Source organism: Aeribacillus sp. FSL k6-2211, assembly GCF_037966125.1.
Taxonomy (GTDB): domain Bacteria; phylum Bacillota; class Bacilli; order Bacillales; family Aeribacillaceae; genus Aeribacillus; species Aeribacillus composti.
Window position 1 is genome coordinate 49,704 of record NZ_CP150190.1, and the last position, 17,740, is coordinate 67,443.

The 17,740-nt window shown below is 39.6% G+C and carries 17 protein-coding genes; all 17 read left to right on the plus strand.

What is annotated here, in order from left to right; translation table 11 throughout:
• Positions 1-25: 25 nt before the first annotated feature.
• The 17 genes from rnmV (at position 26) to spoVT (ending at position 16,916) form a co-directional block, all read left to right on the plus strand.
• Complete coding sequence (rnmV, locus tag NSU19_RS00235; RefSeq protein ID WP_339198206.1) at positions 26-583, plus strand: ribonuclease M5; 558 nt, start codon at positions 26-28, stop codon at positions 581-583.
• Positions 537-1,415 carry a 16S rRNA (adenine(1518)-N(6)/adenine(1519)-N(6))-dimethyltransferase RsmA gene (gene rsmA / locus NSU19_RS00240; protein WP_339198208.1) on the plus strand — a complete coding sequence of 293 codons (879 nt, stop codon included), beginning with the start codon at positions 537-539 and terminating at the stop codon, positions 1,413-1,415. Before rnmV ends, rsmA begins: the two co-directional genes overlap by 47 nt.
• Positions 1,416-1,490: 75 nt before the next feature.
• Positions 1,491-2,387 carry a sporulation peptidase YabG gene (yabG, locus tag NSU19_RS00245; protein ID WP_063387588.1) on the plus strand — a complete coding sequence of 299 codons (897 nt, stop codon included), beginning with the start codon at positions 1,491-1,493 and terminating at the stop codon, positions 2,385-2,387.
• A 188-nt stretch (positions 2,388-2,575) separates the two neighbouring features.
• The gene (locus NSU19_RS00250) at positions 2,576-2,842 is read left to right on the plus strand and encodes a Veg family protein (protein ID WP_063387587.1); all 267 of its coding nucleotides are present in this window, start codon (positions 2,576-2,578) and stop codon (positions 2,840-2,842) included.
• 136 nt (positions 2,843-2,978) lie between these two features.
• Positions 2,979-3,167: a small, acid-soluble spore protein, alpha/beta type gene (locus tag NSU19_RS00255; protein ID WP_063387586.1), complete on the plus strand. Its 189-nt coding sequence runs from the start codon at positions 2,979-2,981 to the stop codon at positions 3,165-3,167.
• A gap of 149 nt (positions 3,168-3,316) precedes the next feature.
• A complete protein-coding gene (gene ispE, locus NSU19_RS00260) occupies positions 3,317-4,186 on the plus strand; it encodes a 4-(cytidine 5'-diphospho)-2-C-methyl-D-erythritol kinase (RefSeq protein WP_063387585.1) in 870 nt (289 codons plus the stop codon).
• A 56-nt stretch (positions 4,187-4,242) separates the two neighbouring features.
• Positions 4,243-5,064 (plus strand): pur operon repressor, encoded by an 822-nt coding sequence (gene purR / locus NSU19_RS00265; protein WP_339198210.1) that lies wholly within the window; start codon positions 4,243-4,245, stop codon positions 5,062-5,064.
• A 35-nt stretch (positions 5,065-5,099) separates the two neighbouring features.
• Positions 5,100-5,474 (plus strand): 2-iminobutanoate/2-iminopropanoate deaminase, encoded by a 375-nt coding sequence (ridA, locus tag NSU19_RS00270; protein ID WP_063387583.1) that lies wholly within the window; start codon positions 5,100-5,102, stop codon positions 5,472-5,474.
• A 151-nt stretch (positions 5,475-5,625) separates the two neighbouring features.
• Positions 5,626-7,449, plus strand: a complete 1,824-nt coding sequence (locus NSU19_RS00275; RefSeq protein ID WP_339198212.1) for an IS1182 family transposase — start codon at positions 5,626-5,628, stop codon at positions 7,447-7,449.
• A gap of 81 nt (positions 7,450-7,530) precedes the next feature.
• Positions 7,531-7,824, plus strand: a complete 294-nt coding sequence (gene spoVG, locus NSU19_RS00280; protein ID WP_063387582.1) for a septation regulator SpoVG — start codon at positions 7,531-7,533, stop codon at positions 7,822-7,824.
• Positions 7,825-8,492: 668 nt separating this feature from the next.
• A complete protein-coding gene (gene glmU, locus NSU19_RS00285) occupies positions 8,493-9,872 on the plus strand; it encodes a bifunctional UDP-N-acetylglucosamine diphosphorylase/glucosamine-1-phosphate N-acetyltransferase GlmU (protein WP_066247215.1) in 1,380 nt (459 codons plus the stop codon).
• Positions 9,873-9,891: 19 nt separating this feature from the next.
• On the plus strand, positions 9,892-10,848 hold the full coding sequence (locus NSU19_RS00290) for a ribose-phosphate diphosphokinase (protein WP_063387580.1): 957 nt from the start codon (positions 9,892-9,894) through the stop codon (positions 10,846-10,848).
• Between the two features lie 190 nt (positions 10,849-11,038).
• Entirely contained in the window at positions 11,039-11,653 is a 615-nt protein-coding gene (locus NSU19_RS00295; protein ID WP_339193745.1) for a 50S ribosomal protein L25/general stress protein Ctc, read from the plus strand.
• Positions 11,654-11,733: 80 nt separating this feature from the next.
• On the plus strand, positions 11,734-12,291 hold the full coding sequence (gene pth, locus NSU19_RS00300; protein WP_063387578.1) for an aminoacyl-tRNA hydrolase: 558 nt from the start codon (positions 11,734-11,736) through the stop codon (positions 12,289-12,291).
• Positions 12,292-12,367: 76 nt separating this feature from the next.
• Positions 12,368-12,595, plus strand: coding sequence for an anti-sigma-F factor Fin family protein (locus NSU19_RS00305; RefSeq protein ID WP_063387577.1), 228 nt, complete (start codon positions 12,368-12,370; stop codon positions 12,593-12,595).
• Between the two features lie 66 nt (positions 12,596-12,661).
• Positions 12,662-16,189: a transcription-repair coupling factor gene (gene mfd / locus NSU19_RS00310; protein ID WP_339198214.1), complete on the plus strand. Its 3,528-nt coding sequence runs from the start codon at positions 12,662-12,664 to the stop codon at positions 16,187-16,189.
• A gap of 190 nt (positions 16,190-16,379) precedes the next feature.
• Positions 16,380-16,916, plus strand: coding sequence for a stage V sporulation protein T (gene spoVT, locus NSU19_RS00315; protein WP_063387575.1), 537 nt, complete (start codon positions 16,380-16,382; stop codon positions 16,914-16,916).
• Positions 16,917-17,740: the final 824 nt, after the last annotated feature.

Consider the following 17,740-nt stretch of genomic DNA (forward strand, 5'->3'; position numbering starts at 1 on the left):
TATCGTTGAAGGTAAAGATGATACGTTGGCAATAAAAAGAGCAGTGGATGCCGATACGATTGAAACGAACGGCTCTGCCATTAATCAATCGATTATTGAACAAATACGCCTTGCCCAAAACACGCGGGGAGTTATTATTTTTACTGATCCTGACGCTCCGGGAGAAAAAATTCGCAAAACAATAGCTGAACATGTTCCTGGATGCAAACATGCCTTTTTGCCACGTAATGAAGCCAGAGCAAAAAACGGGAGAGGAATTGGCGTTGAACATGCCAGCGCAGAATCTATTCGGAAAGCGCTGCGTTCGGTGAGAGAGGAAATGAACGAATGGAAAAGCAGCATTTCCATGTTAGATTTGATTTTTTATGGTTTAATTGGCGGTCCAACGGCAAAAAAGCGGAGGGAAAAGCTTGGAGAGCGGCTAAAAATCGGCTATGCTAACGGAAAACAGCTAATGAAACGCTTGGCAATGTTTCATATTACGAAAGAAGCGTTTTTGGAGGCAATTGAGGCGATCTTAAAGGAGGAAGAGGCAGATGGAAAAAGAAATAGCAACGTTAAGCCGAACGAAACAAATTCTTGAAAAATACAGCTTTTCTTTTAAAAAAAGCTTAGGGCAAAACTTTATTGTGGAACCGAACATATTGCATCGAATGATTGAGCGTGCAGGTGTAACAGAAGAAACAGGAGTCATCGAAATAGGTCCAGGGATCGGCGCATTAACAGAACAATTAGCAAAAAATGCTAAGAAAGTTATTGCCTTTGAAATCGATGGCAGACTGCTTCCGATTCTTGAAGAAAATTTAGCTCCATATTCAAATATCGAAATCATTTATCAAGATGTATTAAAGGCAAACCTCCACGAAATCATTGAAAAAAAATTGAACAATTGCCGTGAAGTCATGGTAGTCGCCAATTTGCCATACTATATCACCACGCCGATCATTATGAAGCTTTTGGAAAACCGTTTGCCACTAAAAGCGATCGTCGTCATGCTTCAAAAAGAGGTAGCAGAACGAATGACAGCCAAACCGTCAACAAAAGATTACGGCTCATTATCCATTGCCGTCCAATATTACACTGAAGCGAAAACGGTTATGTCGGTGCCGAAGACAGTATTCATTCCGCAGCCAAACGTGGATTCGTCTGTCATTCGCCTCGATTTGCGTCCAGAACCGCTTATTCATGTCAAAAATGAAGCATTTTTCTTTCAAGTAGTAAAAGCAAGTTTTGCTCAAAGAAGAAAAACGTTATTGAACAATTTACTCAACAACTTACCCAATGGGAAGGTGAATAAAAACATAATTGAAGAATGTTTGACATCAGCAGGAATCGATGGAAAGCGCAGGGGGGAATCATTGACCATTGAAGAATTTGCTTTATTGAGCGACAGACTTTACGAAATATTTAAATAGGGTAAATCACCATTTTGAAAAGCAAGACATACGTTAAAGAAGAAAAGAAAACTATTCCCGTTCGGAGTGAACATTATGCTAATAAAGCCGGGGATGATAGTGGCCAGAAAGTCTTATCAGTGCGATTTGCTTTTTCGGATTTTAGAAATAAAAAAGGATCATACTGGCCGTCTGATTGCCCTTATTTCAGGACAGGACGTCCGTTTAATTGCTGATGCCCCTTATGACGACTTAGTCATCATGAATAAAGAAGAACAAAAAATACGTGAAAAACAAGAAAGGGAAAAAATAGAAAATACGCTTTATCTCCTGAAGCAAGATTATGATCTATCTCGTGAAAAACAAGAATTTTACGCTTCGTCCGAATTTGAATATCAAAATGAATGTTTTCATATTCCAGGCAGAGTATTACATGTAGATGGCGACCCCAATTATTTGGAAAAATGCTTAAATTTATACGAAAAAATTGGTGTTCCTGTTCACGGCATACATTTAAAAGAAAACGAAATGGCTGATCATATTGATGAGCTTTTAGAAAAATATCGGCCGGATATACTAGTCATTACTGGACATGATTCTTATTCGAAGCATAAAGGGACAATATTGGATTTGAATGCTTACCGACACTCGAAGGATTTTATTAAAACGGTCAGGAAGGCACGGAAAAAAATTCCCGGGCTTGATCAGCTGATTATTTTTGCCGGTGCATGCCAATCTCATTTTGAGTCATTAATAAGAGCTGGGGCCAATTTTGCAAGTTCACCGTCAAGAGTGAACATTCATGCTTTAGATCCTGTGTATATTGTTTCTAAAATCAGCTTTACTCCTTTTGTAGAACGTATTAATGTTTGGGATGTACTTCGAAACACCTTGTCGCGGGAAAAAGGATTAGGAGGCATTGAAACAAAGGGCGTCATGCGGTCAGGTTTACCATTTAACCGATATATTGAGGAAGCAGGTCAAAACGAATAAACGTTTGGACTGCTTTTTTTTTGAATAAATCCATATAATTTTTGCAAAAACGGGAAAACTATGACAAGTATTAGAGAATTTTGTTGAAAAGAAAACGTTGACACAGATGTTTAAAGGCTGTTATAATAAAAAATTTATTTGACTTATTAGTCGATTCTGTGTATAATGAACTTTGTGAGGTGGTTCCAATGGCAAAAACGTTATCCGATATTAAACAAGCTCTCGATTCTAATCTAGGGCGTCGATTAACATTAAAAGCGAATGGCGGACGTAGAAAAACAATTGAACGTTCAGGCGTTTTAGCCGAGACGTATCCATCGGTTTTTGTGATTGAACTTGACCAGGAAGAAAATGCTTTTGAACGCGTTTCATACAGCTATGCAGATGTGTTAACGGAAACAGTCCAAATTACTTTTATAGATGAAAACAACAATGTTGCAATGGGCGGGCAGTAAACGAAATTTGTTTGCTGCTTTTATTTTTTTCTCTGGCATTTTTTTAAAAGCATAAATCAAGCTTTTCGCTTGAAACTAACAGTAAGCGGATAAAATCCGCGGGAATGTCTGTTTTTATTTAAGGGGGAGTCAAAGAATGGCTAGACGCCGAGGCATTATGTCAGAAAGCTTTAAGTATGAATTGGCTAAGGAATTGGGCTTTTATGAAACGGTCAAAAATGAAGGATGGGGAGCCATTCGGGCTCGTGATGCCGGAAACATGGTAAAACGGGCGATCGAGATTGCAGAAGAGCAATTGGCTAAGCAAAACGGCAAAACTTTTTAAAAGCAGACATTCGGGTGGCCGGCTCATAGTTTGGGCCGGCATTTTTTTATGTTTTCAATGGACGGATTTTGTCGAATTATGCTATTATATCCCTATTTATGGTACAATGTGAATACATTTTGTCAGAACGAAAAAGTAGGTGAATGTATTTGCGAGTATTGGAAAAAGCTCCGGCAAAAATTAATTTATCTTTAGATGTTTTACATAAAAGATCTGACGGATACCATGAAGTGAATATGGTCATGACGACCATAGATCTAGCTGATCGAATCGAGCTGAAGCTTCTTGATGAAAATAAAATACGTATCATATCGCATAATCGATTTGTGCCAGATGATGATCGGAATTTAGCTTACCAAGCGGCACAGCTTTTAAAGGACCGTTTCGGGATTCAAAAGGGTGTGGCAATCACGATTTCAAAGTGCATCCCTGTTGCTGCGGGCCTTGCAGGAGGGAGCAGTGATGCAGCAGCAACGTTAAGGGGATTAAATAAACTATGGAATTTGGATCTTTCCCTTGATGATCTTGCGAAACTTGGAGCAGAAATTGGTTCAGATGTTTCTTTTTGTGTTTACGGAGGCACAGCTGTGGCGACCGGAAGAGGCGAAAAAATTGAGCTGATTGATCCTCCTCCGCATTGCTGGGTCGTATTGGCGAAGCCTGATATCGGTGTGTCCACTGCTGAAATTTACCGACATTTGAAGATAAATGACATTGAGCATCCTGATGTTAGTGGAATGGTCAAAGCGATAAAGGATCAAAATTATCAAGAAATCTGTGCGAAGCTTGGAAATGTCCTTGAGTCGGTCACAATGAAGATGTATCCGGAAGTTGCTTTGATTAAAGAACAAATGAAACGTTTTGGAGCTGATGCTGTTTTAATGAGCGGAAGCGGACCGACAGTATATGGACTTGTCCAACACGAGTCGAGGCTTCATCGTGTTTATAACGGCTTGAGGGGATTTTGCGATCAAGTGTATGCAGTCAGAATGCTTGGGGATCGGATAGCCCTTGATTAAATGCGAATATTAAGTTATATTTACTTTAAAAACATTCGGAATTTGGAGGTTCGTCTATGAAATTTAGACGCAGTGGGAGACTTGTCGATATGACACACTATTTGCTTCATCATCCACATGCGCTCATCCCATTAACTTTTTTCTCTGAACGGTACGAATCAGCTAAATCCTCCATTAGCGAGGATTTAGTGATCATAAAGCAAACCTTTGAGCAACAAGGGATCGGAACTTTAATCACAACCCCAGGCGCAGCTGGCGGTGTCAAATTTATTCCGAAGGTGACGAGGGACGAAGCAAATGGAATTATTCAAAGACTGTGCGAGAAAGTCTCAGACCCCAGCCGGCTTTTACCTGGAGGTTATTTATATTTAACAGATTTACTGGGAAATCCAAAAATGATGAATCAAATCGGGCGTTTATTTGCTTCGGTTTTTGCGAATCGTACAATTGATGTCGTCATGACTGTAGCTACGAAAGGAATCCCAATTGCTTATGCAGTTGCCAGCTATTTGGATGTTCCCTTTGTCATCGTTCGCCGTGACAATAAAGTGACAGAAGGGTCGATGGTAAGCATTAATTATGTTTCAGGCTCTTCGAAAAGAATCCAAACTATGACGCTTGCAAAGAGGAGCTTAAAAGAAGGATCGAATGTGTTAATTGTTGACGACTTTATGAAGGCCGGAGGAACGATCAACGGCATGATCAGCATGCTGTCTGAATTTGGCGCAAACGTTTCAGGAATTGGGGTTCTTGTGGAATCAGAAAGCGTGGATGAACGGCTTGTAAATGAATATATTTCCATTTTAAAACTTTCCGATATGAATGAAAAGGAACGATCCATACAAGTTAGTAAAGGAAATTATTTCGATTTCCTCTAGCATAAAAATAATGAATCGTAAGGGAGTGTTTCAAAATGAAAGTCGTTTCAACAAAAAAGGCTCCGGCTGCAATCGGACCATACTCTCAAGGAATTATTGTGAATAACATGTTTTATAGCTCTGGACAAATTCCTTTAACCCCTGAAGGAAACTTGGTACAAGGAGATATTAAAGAACAGACTCACCAAGTTTTCGCGAATTTAAAGGGTGTATTGGAAGAAGCAGGCGCTTCGTTGGAAACTGTTGTCAAAGTAACCGCATTTTTAAAAGATATGAACGATTTCGCTGCTTTTAATGAAGTATATGGGGAATATTTTCAAACGCATAAGCCTGCTCGGTCATGTGTGGAAGTTGCAAGACTTCCGAAAGATGTCCTCGTTGAAATTGAAGTGATTGCTTTAGTTAAATAAAAGGTTGATTGTTCAGGGGCTGTCCAAAAAGTCAGGGTAACTGACTTTTTGGAGCCCCTCATTTTTCACTTTTTAAAAAAAATGCACAAAAAAATCGTCCTTTCTAGTAAAATGAAGTTACCACACAACATTACAGAAAGGACGATTTTTTATGAGCAATCATATGATTACTCGTGAAAATTATAACACACAAATGACACTTCCTCTAGATGGAAAAGAAGAAAAAACTCCTGCCAAAAGAAATTTAGCCCCTACTTTCAAACCATATAACAACCGTCAAGTTCAAATGATTTATGATATTGAATCTCTCATACCCGAACATCACGTGGCACGTGTCGTGGACGAAATGGTGGAGGCGATACCAGATAAACAATTGTTTTCTCATTATAAAGGCGGCGGCAGAAGTTCCTATCATCCCAAAATGATGCTGAAAATCATTCTGTATGCTTATTCTCAAAAGGTTTATTCCTGCCGAGGAATCGAAAAACTCGTTAAAGAAAATATTCCTGCCATGTGGCTTTCAGCGATGCAACAACCAGATTTTCGCACCATTAATGAGTTCCGAGGGGAACGGATGAAAGCTTTCATGGATGAGCTCTTTGAAGTCATGATTCTCAAATTGATAAAAGAACATTACATCACGATGGAAAACTACTTTTTGGATGGCACTAAGATCGAAGCCAATGCCAATAAGTATTCTTTTGTGTGGAAAAAATCCACTTTGAAATTCGAAGAGAAATTAAAAGAAAAAATCCAAGAAACACTAAAGCACATTCATGAATTAACCCAATTAGAAGCCGGAACAGGGCAAAAGGAAAGCGATCAACATACAGAGATCACCGAACAAAACCTGGAGGAAACCGCAAAAGAAATAGAAGAAAAAGTTGAAACGCTAACGGAAGAAATCGAAAAGGAGACCGATACATCCATTCGGAAAGAGAAGCGAAAAAAACGCAGTCAATTAAAGAAATCGGTGAAACAAATTCGGGAAGATTTCCTGCCCCGAATGGCAAGATACAAAGAACAAAAGGAAATGTTCGGTGACCGTAACAGCTACTCGAAAACAGACAAAGACGCAACCTTCATGCGCATGAAAGAAGACCATATGAAAAACGGTCAGCTCAAGCCCGGATACAACGTGCAAATGGGGACAGAGAATCAGTTTATCTTGTTTTATACTATTCATCAACGACCGACCGATACACGTTGCTTTATCCCACATATGGAGAAGCTAGCCTCCACTTCATTACCGATGCCCCAAACAGTTATTGCGGATGCAGGCTATGGTAGTGAAGAAAACTATGTATATGCAGTTGGTGATGAGAAAGAGCCCCGGTTTGAGTTTCTAATTCCTTATGGGAGCTATGTAAAAGAACAAACACGTACATACAAAAAAGACATTAAAAATGCCAAAAACTGGACCTATTGTGAAGAGGATGATTGTTTTATTTGCCCGAATGGAAGGAGAGTAACGTTTAAAAAATACCAAAACAAAAAGAATCCATCTGGCTATGAACAAAGCTTCAAAATATACGAATGTGAAGATTGTACCGATTGCCCATTGAAAGCGAAATGCACAAAAGCGAAAGGCAACCGACAAGTTCACTGGAATCCCATCTTCGAAGAAATGAAAGCAAAGGCCAAAACAGCCCTTGAATGTGAAGAGAAAGCCGCTATCTACGCTCGACGCAAAGTCGAGGCAGAAAGTGTGTTCGGTCACATCAAGGGCAATCGGTCGTTCCGCAGATTTTCTTTGCGGGGCCTCGACAAGGTACATGTCGAGTTTGGGATTGTGGCATTAGCCCACAACTTCCTGAAAGTAGCCGGCATCCGCCAGCTACTTTCAGATAAAAATCGAAAAAATATAAAAGCAAGTGGAGAGAAACGAATTGTTTTTCTCCACTTGCTTCATTTTAGGGACTTATCGGACAGCCCCTTTTTATTTTTTTATTTTTCCCAAAAATTTTTTGTGTGAAAAGAAGGAAAATTTAAAAATCCGTTGAATTGTTGAATTATGGTTACTAAAGTTTTTGCGAAGAAAAAGGTGGTGAACAGGATGGAAGTGACAGATGTAAGATTGCGCCGCGTCAATACAGAAGGTCGGATGAGAGCGATTGCGTCCATAACATTGGATAATGAATTTGTCGTCCACGATATACGTGTAATTGACGGAAATAACGGCCTTTTTGTAGCAATGCCTAGTAAACGTACACCGGATGGAGAGTTTCGAGACATTGCACATCCTATTAATTCAAATACTCGCGGTAAAATTCAAGACGCTGTTCTAGCTGAATATCACCGTTTAGGTGAGACGGAAGATTTTGAATATGAAGAAGCAGGGGCTTCATAAAAATATGATGTAAAAGAAGGGGCTTAAAGCATTCAGCTTAAGACCCTTTCTTTTTTAAAGGATCTGTTCACTAATACGATTTAGTAAACGTTTGCAAAAGAATAGATGGCCTCCTTTGTTTTTCTTACATACTCAATTGTTATGCAGCTATTGATCATCAAGTCTGATGGTTGTATAGGAAATGGTATTTGTTTCAAAAATTAATGTTCATGTTCATACATCGGCATTTGAAAAAACGAAGAAATGCAGAGCTGTAAATCGTAAATCAACTTCGTTGAACAACAATGCATCCAAGTATAACCTTCTACGTTCAGCCACTGTCAGAAAATCTGGTTCATCGAAAGGAAGCAATCGAATAAATCAAAAAAACTTTAGGCAATATTGTTCTGCTGAAATGAATTTTTTTTGTGTTAAGGCCTCCAATCAGGTGTTCTTTTCCTTCTTGTTTTTTCGTCAAAGTATCAAAACCGGCCTTTAGAGAAGAGGGAAGAAGCATAAAATTTAGGGCTTCCTCGTAGATTTTTAATAAAATTCCTATCCTATTTCTGTACCTTTTTCGAGAAAAATAGAGTGAAACGGAAATTTACGGAATCACACAAGATTTCTTGAAATAGAACATTATTTAAGATAAGATTTTTATGGATAAAAAGGGTATTGGAGGCCTATAAATGGAGAAATGTTTTGCAGTCATCTTAGCAGCCGGGCAAGGAACAAGAATGAAATCAAAGCTCTATAAAGTGCTGCATCCTGTTTGCGGTAAACCTATGGTACAGCATGTGATAGACAATGTTTCCAAGCTTCAAGTTGACGAAATCATTACCGTCGTCGGTCATGGTGCGGAAAAAGTAAAATCAGAGCTCGGCGAACAGACATTGTATGTTTTGCAGGAGCAGCAGCTTGGAACTGCTCACGCTGTTTTGCAGGCGGCTCAATATCTTGAGGGGAAAGAAGGAACGACAATTGTTGTTTGTGGCGATACGCCGCTGATCACCAGCGAGACGTTTGAAAAATTGTTAAAGCATCATCTGGAAACGAAAGCAAAAGCCACCATTCTGACAGCAGAAGCGGATGATCCGACTGGATATGGACGAGTGATCCGCAATGAAGAAGGGCTGGTTGAAAAAATAGTTGAGCATAAAGATGCTACAGAAAGTGAACGTCTTGTGACAGAAATTAATACGGGAACTTATTGCTTTGATAACGCTTCCTTATTTGAAGCTTTAAAGCATGTCAATAATGACAATGCGCAAGGCGAATATTATTTGCCGGATGTAATTGAGATTTTGAAGGAAAAAGGCGAAATCATTTCAGCGTTTCAAACAGATTCTTTTGAAGAAACGTTAGGGGTAAACGACCGCATAGCGCTTTCGCAAGCGGAGCTTATTATGAAAAGGCGAATCAATCAAAAGCATATGAAAAACGGAGTTACAATTGTCGATCCTGATAATACATATATATCAGCAGATGCAGAGATCGGACAAGATACTGTCATTTATCCGGGTACAGTCATTATCGGTAAAACGGTCATCGGAGAGGAATGTGAAATCGGTCCCAACTCCGAAATTAAAGATTGCCAAATTGGCCATAATACGAACATCCGTCATTCTGTTGTTCATGACAGTCAGATCGGAAATCAGGTTAACATCGGTCCGTTCGCACACATTCGCCCAGCCTCCGTTATTGACGATGGAGTAAAAATTGGGAATTTTGTCGAAGTCAAAAAATCTAAAATTGGAAAAGAATCGAAAGCATCCCATTTAAGCTATATTGGAGATGCAGAAGTTGGGAATGGGGTGAATCTTGGCTGCGGTTCGATAACAGTTAACTATGACGGGAAAAATAAATATTTAACGAAAATCGAAGACGGAGCCTTTATTGGATGTAATTCAAACCTTATTGCGCCGGTTACGATTGGCGAAGGAGCATATGTAGCAGCCGGATCAACTATTACAGATGACGTCCCTGGCAGCGCATTATCGATCGCAAGGGCTCGTCAAGTGAATAAAGAGAGATACGTCATCGAAAAAATGAATGGTAAAAAATCGTAATTTGGAGGGTCCCTTTACAATGACAAAAAATCGTTATAAAGACGAAAATTTAAAAATCTTTTCTTTAAACTCAAACGCAGCCCTTGCCAGGGAGATCGCGGATATAGTAGGAGTCGATTTGGGAAAAAGTTCGGTTACGAGATTTAGTGACGGGGAGATTCAAATTAATATTGAAGAAAGCATTCGCGGCTGCGATGTATACGTGATCCAATCGACAAGTGATCCAGTCAATGAGCATTTAATGGAATTGCTCATTATGATTGATGCGCTTAAACGTGCATCTGCCAAAACCATTAATATTGTTATGCCATACTATGGTTATGCGCGGCAGGATCGGAAAGCACGTGCAAGAGAACCTATTACTGCTAAGCTTGTTGCGAATTTATTGGAAACTGCAGGCGCGACAAGGATGATTACTCTTGATTTGCATGCGCCGCAAATCCAAGGTTTCTTTGACATTCCTATCGATCACTTAATGGGAGTGCCGATTTTAGCAGATTATTTCTTGGAAAAACGCTTTGATGATATTGTCATTGTTTCTCCTGATCATGGCGGTGTGACGAGAACACGAAAAATGGCAGATCGGCTGAAGGCGCCAATTGCCATAATCGATAAGCGCCGTCCTAAGCCAAATATGGTTGAAGTTATGAACATTGTTGGGAATGTCGAAGGCAAAACAGCCATTTTAATTGATGATATCATCGATACAGCAGGAACGATTACGCTTGCGGCAAATGCTCTAGTAGAGCATGGAGCAAGGGAAGTTTATGCCTGCTGTACACACCCGGTGTTGTCTGGACCTGCGATAGAACGAATTCAAAATTCGAAGATTAAAGAGTTAGTCGTAACGAATTCAATCGCTTTGCCGGAAGAGAAAAAAATTGAAAAGCTGATTCAGCTTTCTGTCGCTCCATTGCTAAGTGAAGCGATCATCCGTGTTCATGAAAAACAATCGGTCAGCGTGCTTTTTGACTAATATTTTGTCTTTGACTTTTAAACGATTTTAGCAGATTATAATATTATAGGGATCTTCTTTGCGAGTTGTGAGTTGATTATTTCTTTCATTAGCATGTTTAGACTTTGTGATGATGGGAAACCAATAGTAGTAAGAAGGCTTTTTTCGAATTGAGTTATTAGAAAAAAAGTCTGAAAGAAAGGGGATTACCATGACAGCAGTCATACATGCAAAAGAAAGAAAATCATTTACCAATTCGTCAAGAAGAAAAGCTAGAAAGCAAGGACAAATTCCTGCCGTAATTTACGGAAAAAAACAAGAGAACAAAGCGATTTTAGTGAGCGAATCGGAATTGTTAAAAATTTTGCGCGAACAAGGGCGCAATGCGATGTTGAACATTCAGCTTGACGGCGAAAACCATCAAGCCCTCCTGTACGAACTGCAGCATGACCCAATGAAAAACACGATTATACATGCGGATTTTTATGTTGTCGATATGGATGATGAAGTAGATATCGAAGTACCAATTGTCTTAATTGGAGAAGCAAAAGGAGTAAGAGAGGGCGGTGTGCTGCAGCAGACAACACATGAGGTGGAAGTGAGAGCGAAACCTGCTCATATTCCTTCGACGATTGAAGTCGATGTAACAAACTTAGAAATAGATGATACAATCCATGTACAAGATATTCAAACAGATGGACAGTTTAAAATTTTAGATGAGCCTGAAACGGTTGTGGCAACCATCCTGCCGCCGGAAAATGAAGACTTGGATACGGCTGATGAGCAAAAAAGTGAAGAGAAGGAAGACGGAGCTGTAGAAGAATAAATTAGGCGTAACCTATTTTGGTTACGTCTTTTATGCTATTAATTGTCATCTCACTATCATAAAAAATTGGGGGACATTTCATGAAAGTAATAGCAGGGCTTGGCAATCCTGGAAAAAAATATGAACAAACTAGACATAACGTTGGGTTTATGGTAATTGATGAATTATCAAAGCGTTTAAACATATCTTTAAATGAAAGCAAATTTAACGGGATATACGGTATCGGTCATTTTTCAAATGAAAAGATATTATTGATAAAACCGCTTACATTTATGAATTTATCGGGTGAATGCATTCGTCCTTTACTGAATTATTACAATGTCCCAACTGAACAGTTGGTTGTAATATATGACGATTTAGATTTGCCTGTAGGCAAGATTCGCCTTAGAATGAAAGGGAGTGCTGGTGGTCACAACGGAATGAAATCTATCATTCAGCATTTAGGTTCGGAAGATTTTAAACGGATTCGAATTGGGATTGGCCGTCCGAAACACGCGATGGATATCGTCGACTATGTATTAGGAAAATTTACAGAAGAAGAAATGCACCATATTCAACATTCCGTTGATCGATCGGCTAGTGCATGTGAAAAATGGATACACACGCCATTCTTAGAAGTCATGAACGAATACAATTAACAAACGTATAAAAATGGCTCCTGCCGTTCATAATAATCATAAAACCTTTCATTCCACAAGTGCAGGAGGTTGGAGGATGCCGCTTCATTATTATTGCCGCCATTGCGGCGTCAAAATTGGTAGCATTGAAAAATCTGTTTTTAGCGTCGATTTAGGATTTCATCATTTAACGAATGAAGAGCGGAAAGAAATGATCGAGTATCTTCCAAACGGTGATATTCATGTCAAAAGTATTTGTGAAGATTGTCAGGAGGCGCTAGAGCGAAATCCCGATTTTCATCAATATGAAAATTTTATACAGTAAAAGCTTTGGAAACTTGATTTCAAAATTTCCAAAGCATTTTTATATTTGTCGAGAGGAGGCTGGAGATTGGAAAGCCTGTATCAATTTTTTTATGCGCAAAACGACTTTCAAGCAGTTGTAGACGGTATAAAAGAAGGTTTGAAAGAACAAATGGTAGCCGGACTTTCTGGCTCAGCAAGGTCTGTATTTATTTCCGCTTTTTACAAAGATATCAAACAACCGATGCTGGTTGTGACTCATAACCTTTATCAAGCTCAGATCATTTATGAAGATTTAAATAATTTACTAGGCGATTCCGTCTATTTGTATCCTGTAAATGAATTGATCGCATCTGAGATCGCAGTCGCAAGTCCAGAGCTAAAATCACAAAGGATGGAAGTGTTGAATCGTTTATGTAAAGGTGAAAAAAGCATCGTTGTAGCCCCTGTTGCTGCATTAAGACGAATGCTCCCACTGAAAGAGTTATGGAAAAGCCATCAGCTTTCTATTTCTGTTGGAGGAACATTTGAATTAAACGAGAACCTTCCGCATCTTCACTCAATGGGATATGAACGTGTTTCCATGGTGTCTGCTCCTGGGGAATTCAGCGTGCGCGGTGGAATTATTGATATTTATCCTTTAACGGAGGAACATCCTATTCGCATCGAACTATTTGATACGGAAGTAGATTCAATCCGAACGTTCAGTCTTGAAGACCAAAGATCGATTGAAATGATTCAAGAAGTGACAATCGGACCGGCAGAGGAAATCATTTTAACGGACAGCCATTATGAAAAAGGAATGAAGCAGTTAGAAACGGCTTTATCAAACAGCTTAAAGAAATTGAAAAAAGATGAGCACAAAAATTTATTTATAGAAAATATCCGCTATGATCTGGAAAAATTGCAAAATAGGCAGAAGGATCAGGAGTTCTTTAAATATTTTTCATTCTTTTATGACAAACCTGCTAGTTTGCTAGATTATTTCCCTGCGGATACAGTTATTGTCATTGATGAAGTAAGCCGTGTGCATGAAATGGTTGATCATCTTGAGAATGAAGAAGGAGAATGGTTTACTTCTTTACTGGAACAAGGGAAAATTGTCCATGATGCGAAAGTGTCCCATAAATACTACCAGCTTATACGTGACACATCTTATCCAATTGTTTATTTATCACTGTTTTTGCGGCACGTCCCCTATACAAACCCGCAAAATTTGATGAACGTGTCTTGCAAGCAGATGCAAAATTTCCATGGACAAATGCACTTGTTGAAATCAGAAGTTGATCGCTGGATCAAGGCAAATTACACCGTAGTTTTTCTCGGTGCAAATGATGAACGGACCAAAAGACTTGAACGGGTGCTTAGAGACTATGAGATTGAAGCGGTCATTTCTGATTCAAACCACATTCTGTCAAAGGGGCTGCACATTTTAAAAGGAGATTTACAGACAGGCTTTGAACTTCCTTTAGGACGACTTGCGGTCATAACGGAAGAAGAACTTTTCAAAAAGAGGGTTAAACGAAGACAGCAAAGGCAGAAGCTTTCAAATGCAGAAAGAATTAAAAGCTATTCTGAGCTTGAAGTGGGAGATTATGTCGTACATGTTAATCATGGGATTGGAAAATATCTTGGAATTGAAACTTTAGAAATTAACGGTATACACAAAGACTATCTGCACATTCGTTACCAAGGAAATGACAAACTGTATGTTCCAGTTGAACAAATTGATCAAGTTCAAAAATATGTGGGCACAGAAGGAAAAGAGCCGAAAATTTACAAATTAGGCGGAAACGAATGGAAAAGAGTCAAGAAAAAAGTGGAATCGTCTGTTCAAGATATTGCTGACGATTTAATTAAACTGTATGCTGAGCGGGAAGCAAGCAAAGGCTATGCGTTCAGCCCTGATTCGGAAATGCAAAGGGAGTTTGAAGCAACATTCCCTTATAAAGAAACAGAAGATCAGCTTCGTTCCATTCAAGAGGTGAAAAAGGATATGGAACGGGAGCGGCCGATGGATCGACTTCTTTGCGGAGATGTCGGATATGGGAAAACCGAGGTGGCGATTCGGGCTGCCTTCAAAGCGATTATGGATCAAAAACAAGTTGCCTTTCTTGTTCCGACAACCATTTTAGCGCAGCAGCATTACGAAACGATCAGGGATCGTTTTCAAGATTACCCAATTAACATTGGTGTATTAAGCCGCTTCCGGACGAGAAAAGAGCAGAATGAAACGATTAAAGGCTTGAAAAATGGAACGATCGATTTAGTCATTGGAACACATCGTTTGCTTTCCAAAGATGTTCAATTTAAAGATTTAGGCTTGTTGATTATTGATGAGGAGCAGCGATTTGGAGTTACACATAAAGAAAAAATAAAACAAATGAAAGCAAACATTGATGTGTTAACTTTAACGGCAACTCCGATTCCAAGAACACTCCACATGTCCATGATCGGCGTGCGTGATCTATCAATTATTGAAACTCCTCCAGAAAATCGCTTTCCTGTTCAAACATATGTAGCGGAATATAACCCAATGCTTGTGAAAGAAGCGATCGAACGTGAATTAGCGCGAGGAGGTCAAGTATACGTTTTATATAACCGGGTTGAGGATATCGACCGGAAAGCCAATGAAATCTCTATGCTTGTTCCAGATGCAAGAGTAACCTTTGCACATGGAAAAATGTCTGAAAATGAGCTTGAATCGGTAATATTAAACTTTTTGGATGGCCAATATGACGTGCTTGTCAGCACAACTATTATTGAAACAGGTGTGGACATTCCGAATGTAAATACATTGATTGTTTATGACGCCGATAAAATGGGGCTTTCTCAGCTCTATCAATTGCGCGGGCGTGTCGGTCGTTCCAATCGTGTCGCTTACGCATATTTTACTTACCGGAAGGACAAAGTTTTATCAGAAGTTGCTGAAAAACGATTGCAGGCCATTAAAGAATTTACTGAATTAGGTTCAGGTTTTAAAATTGCGATGCGTGATTTGGCCATTCGGGGAGCCGGTAATTTGTTAGGTCCTCAACAGCATGGCTTCATTGATTCGGTAGGTTTTGATTTATATTCCCAAATGCTGAAGGAAGCGATCGAACAACGGAAAGGTGAACGGCCAAAAGAGACAAAAAGGGAAGTTGAAATTGAGCTTGAATTAGATGCCTACATTCCGCAGTCTTACATTGATGATGGAAAACAAAAGATTGACATGTACAAAAGGTTTAGAGGCATCGAAACGTTTGATGATTTACAGGAACTGCATGAAGAATTATTGGACAGATTTGGCGAGTATCCAAAGGAAGTAGACTTTTTGTTTAAAGTAGCGAAGCTAAAGTTATATGCACGGCAAGAAAAAGTCGAAGTCATTAAACAAACGAAAGATCTTATCACGATTCTTATTTCAGAGGAAGCAAGCAGCTCCTTTGACGGACAAAAATTGTTCGAGCTAACGGATGAATTCGGTCGCATAGTCGGGTTTGGCATGGAAGGGAAAAGGCTGAAATTAACATTGCAAATTCATAATTTAGAAACTGAAAAATGGCTGTCTATTTTAATGAAGCTGTTGGCAGGCTTAAAAGACGCAAAGAAAGAAGAAGTTTCTGCCGGCTAATATTGAAACAGGGTTAAAATGGAAATGCTGGCAATGGGTTTTTAAGCAGTGTTTGGAAAAAATTCGCTTTCATCATGTATATTACGTGGTTAGTGAAGGATACTAATTTCAACGATGGTGATTGTTCCAAAAATGGAAAAAGGGCAATCGCTACTTTACTAATCTTTAGATGAAAGTGAGGCAGCATAAGATGAAAGCAACTGGTATCGTTCGACGGATTGATGATTTAGGCCGTGTAGTCATTCCTAAAGAAATTCGAAGAACATTGCGTATCCGTGAAGGCGACCCATTAGAAATTTTCGTTGACCGAGATGGTGAAGTAATACTGAAAAAATACTCCCCAATCAGTGAATTGAGTGATTTTGCGAAAGAATATGCTGAAGCGTTATTCGATAGCTTAAACAGCCCCGTTCTCATATGTGATCGTGATGCTATTATTGCTGTTTCCGGAGTTTCGAAAAAAGAGTATTTGAATAAAAATATAAGCGAGCTGCTGGAACGGGTGATGGATGAACGGCAATCGGTTTTCATTTCAGAAGAAGAAGAAATTGAAATCGCTGATGGTGTAACAGAACAAGTAAAATCTTATTGCATTGGACCGATCATTGCAAACGGTGATCCTATCGGGGCTGTTGTCATATTTTCGAAAGAGCAGCCTTTAACAGAAGTAGAAAGTAAGGCAGTTGAGACAGCCGCTAGTTTTTTGGCAAGACAAATGGAACAATAAAGGGAATAATTACTTTTTTACTTCTTCCACAAGCAGACTGTCTCCAACACCACGTTAATAAAAGAGACCACAGAATTCACAACAGTTTCTGTGGTCTCTTCTTGTGCGCCCGGCATGGGTGTAATCTATAGGGTGAAAGTCCCGAGCTGCGAAGGCAGAAGTAGCAGTTAGCTTAACGCAAGGGTGTCCGTGGTGACGCGGAATCTGAAGGAAGCGAGCGGCAAACTTTGGGTCTCTCGGAACACGAACTTCATATGAGGCTAGGTATCACTGGGTGAGTTTGCAAGACAAAACAAAGCCCTTTCTGCCGAAGGTGATACAGAGTAAATGAAGCAGATGGATGGAAGGAAAGATTACACTCTTACCCGGGGAGGTCTGGCTGGCACGCCAAGTAACCTTGGTAACCTATCTAGTGATAGATAGCTGAACAGTCAGAAGTCAGCAGAGGTCATAGTATTAGTTGGTCTAGAACAACTAAGAAGGACCGAACAATTAAGAGAGAATAGCCCTTGGCATTCAGTGAGTCATGATGAACACAGAAAACGTAGTACCTCACTTGAGGGAGGAAGCGGTGAATCCCGTGGGAGATCTCTTGGAGGGTGGAGTGACCACTGGCATAAAGAGAACAGCTATTCACGGAAGTTATAAAGACTTGCGTCAATTATCTTAATTGAACCGCCGTATACGGAACCGTACGTACGGTGGTGTGAGAGGACGGGAGTTAATCGCTCCCTCCTACTCGATTATTTCCACTCTTCACGTATTTAACGAACGACGGCGCTACCTGTTTAAAACATCTTTCGGATGGAAAGCTACAACGTAAA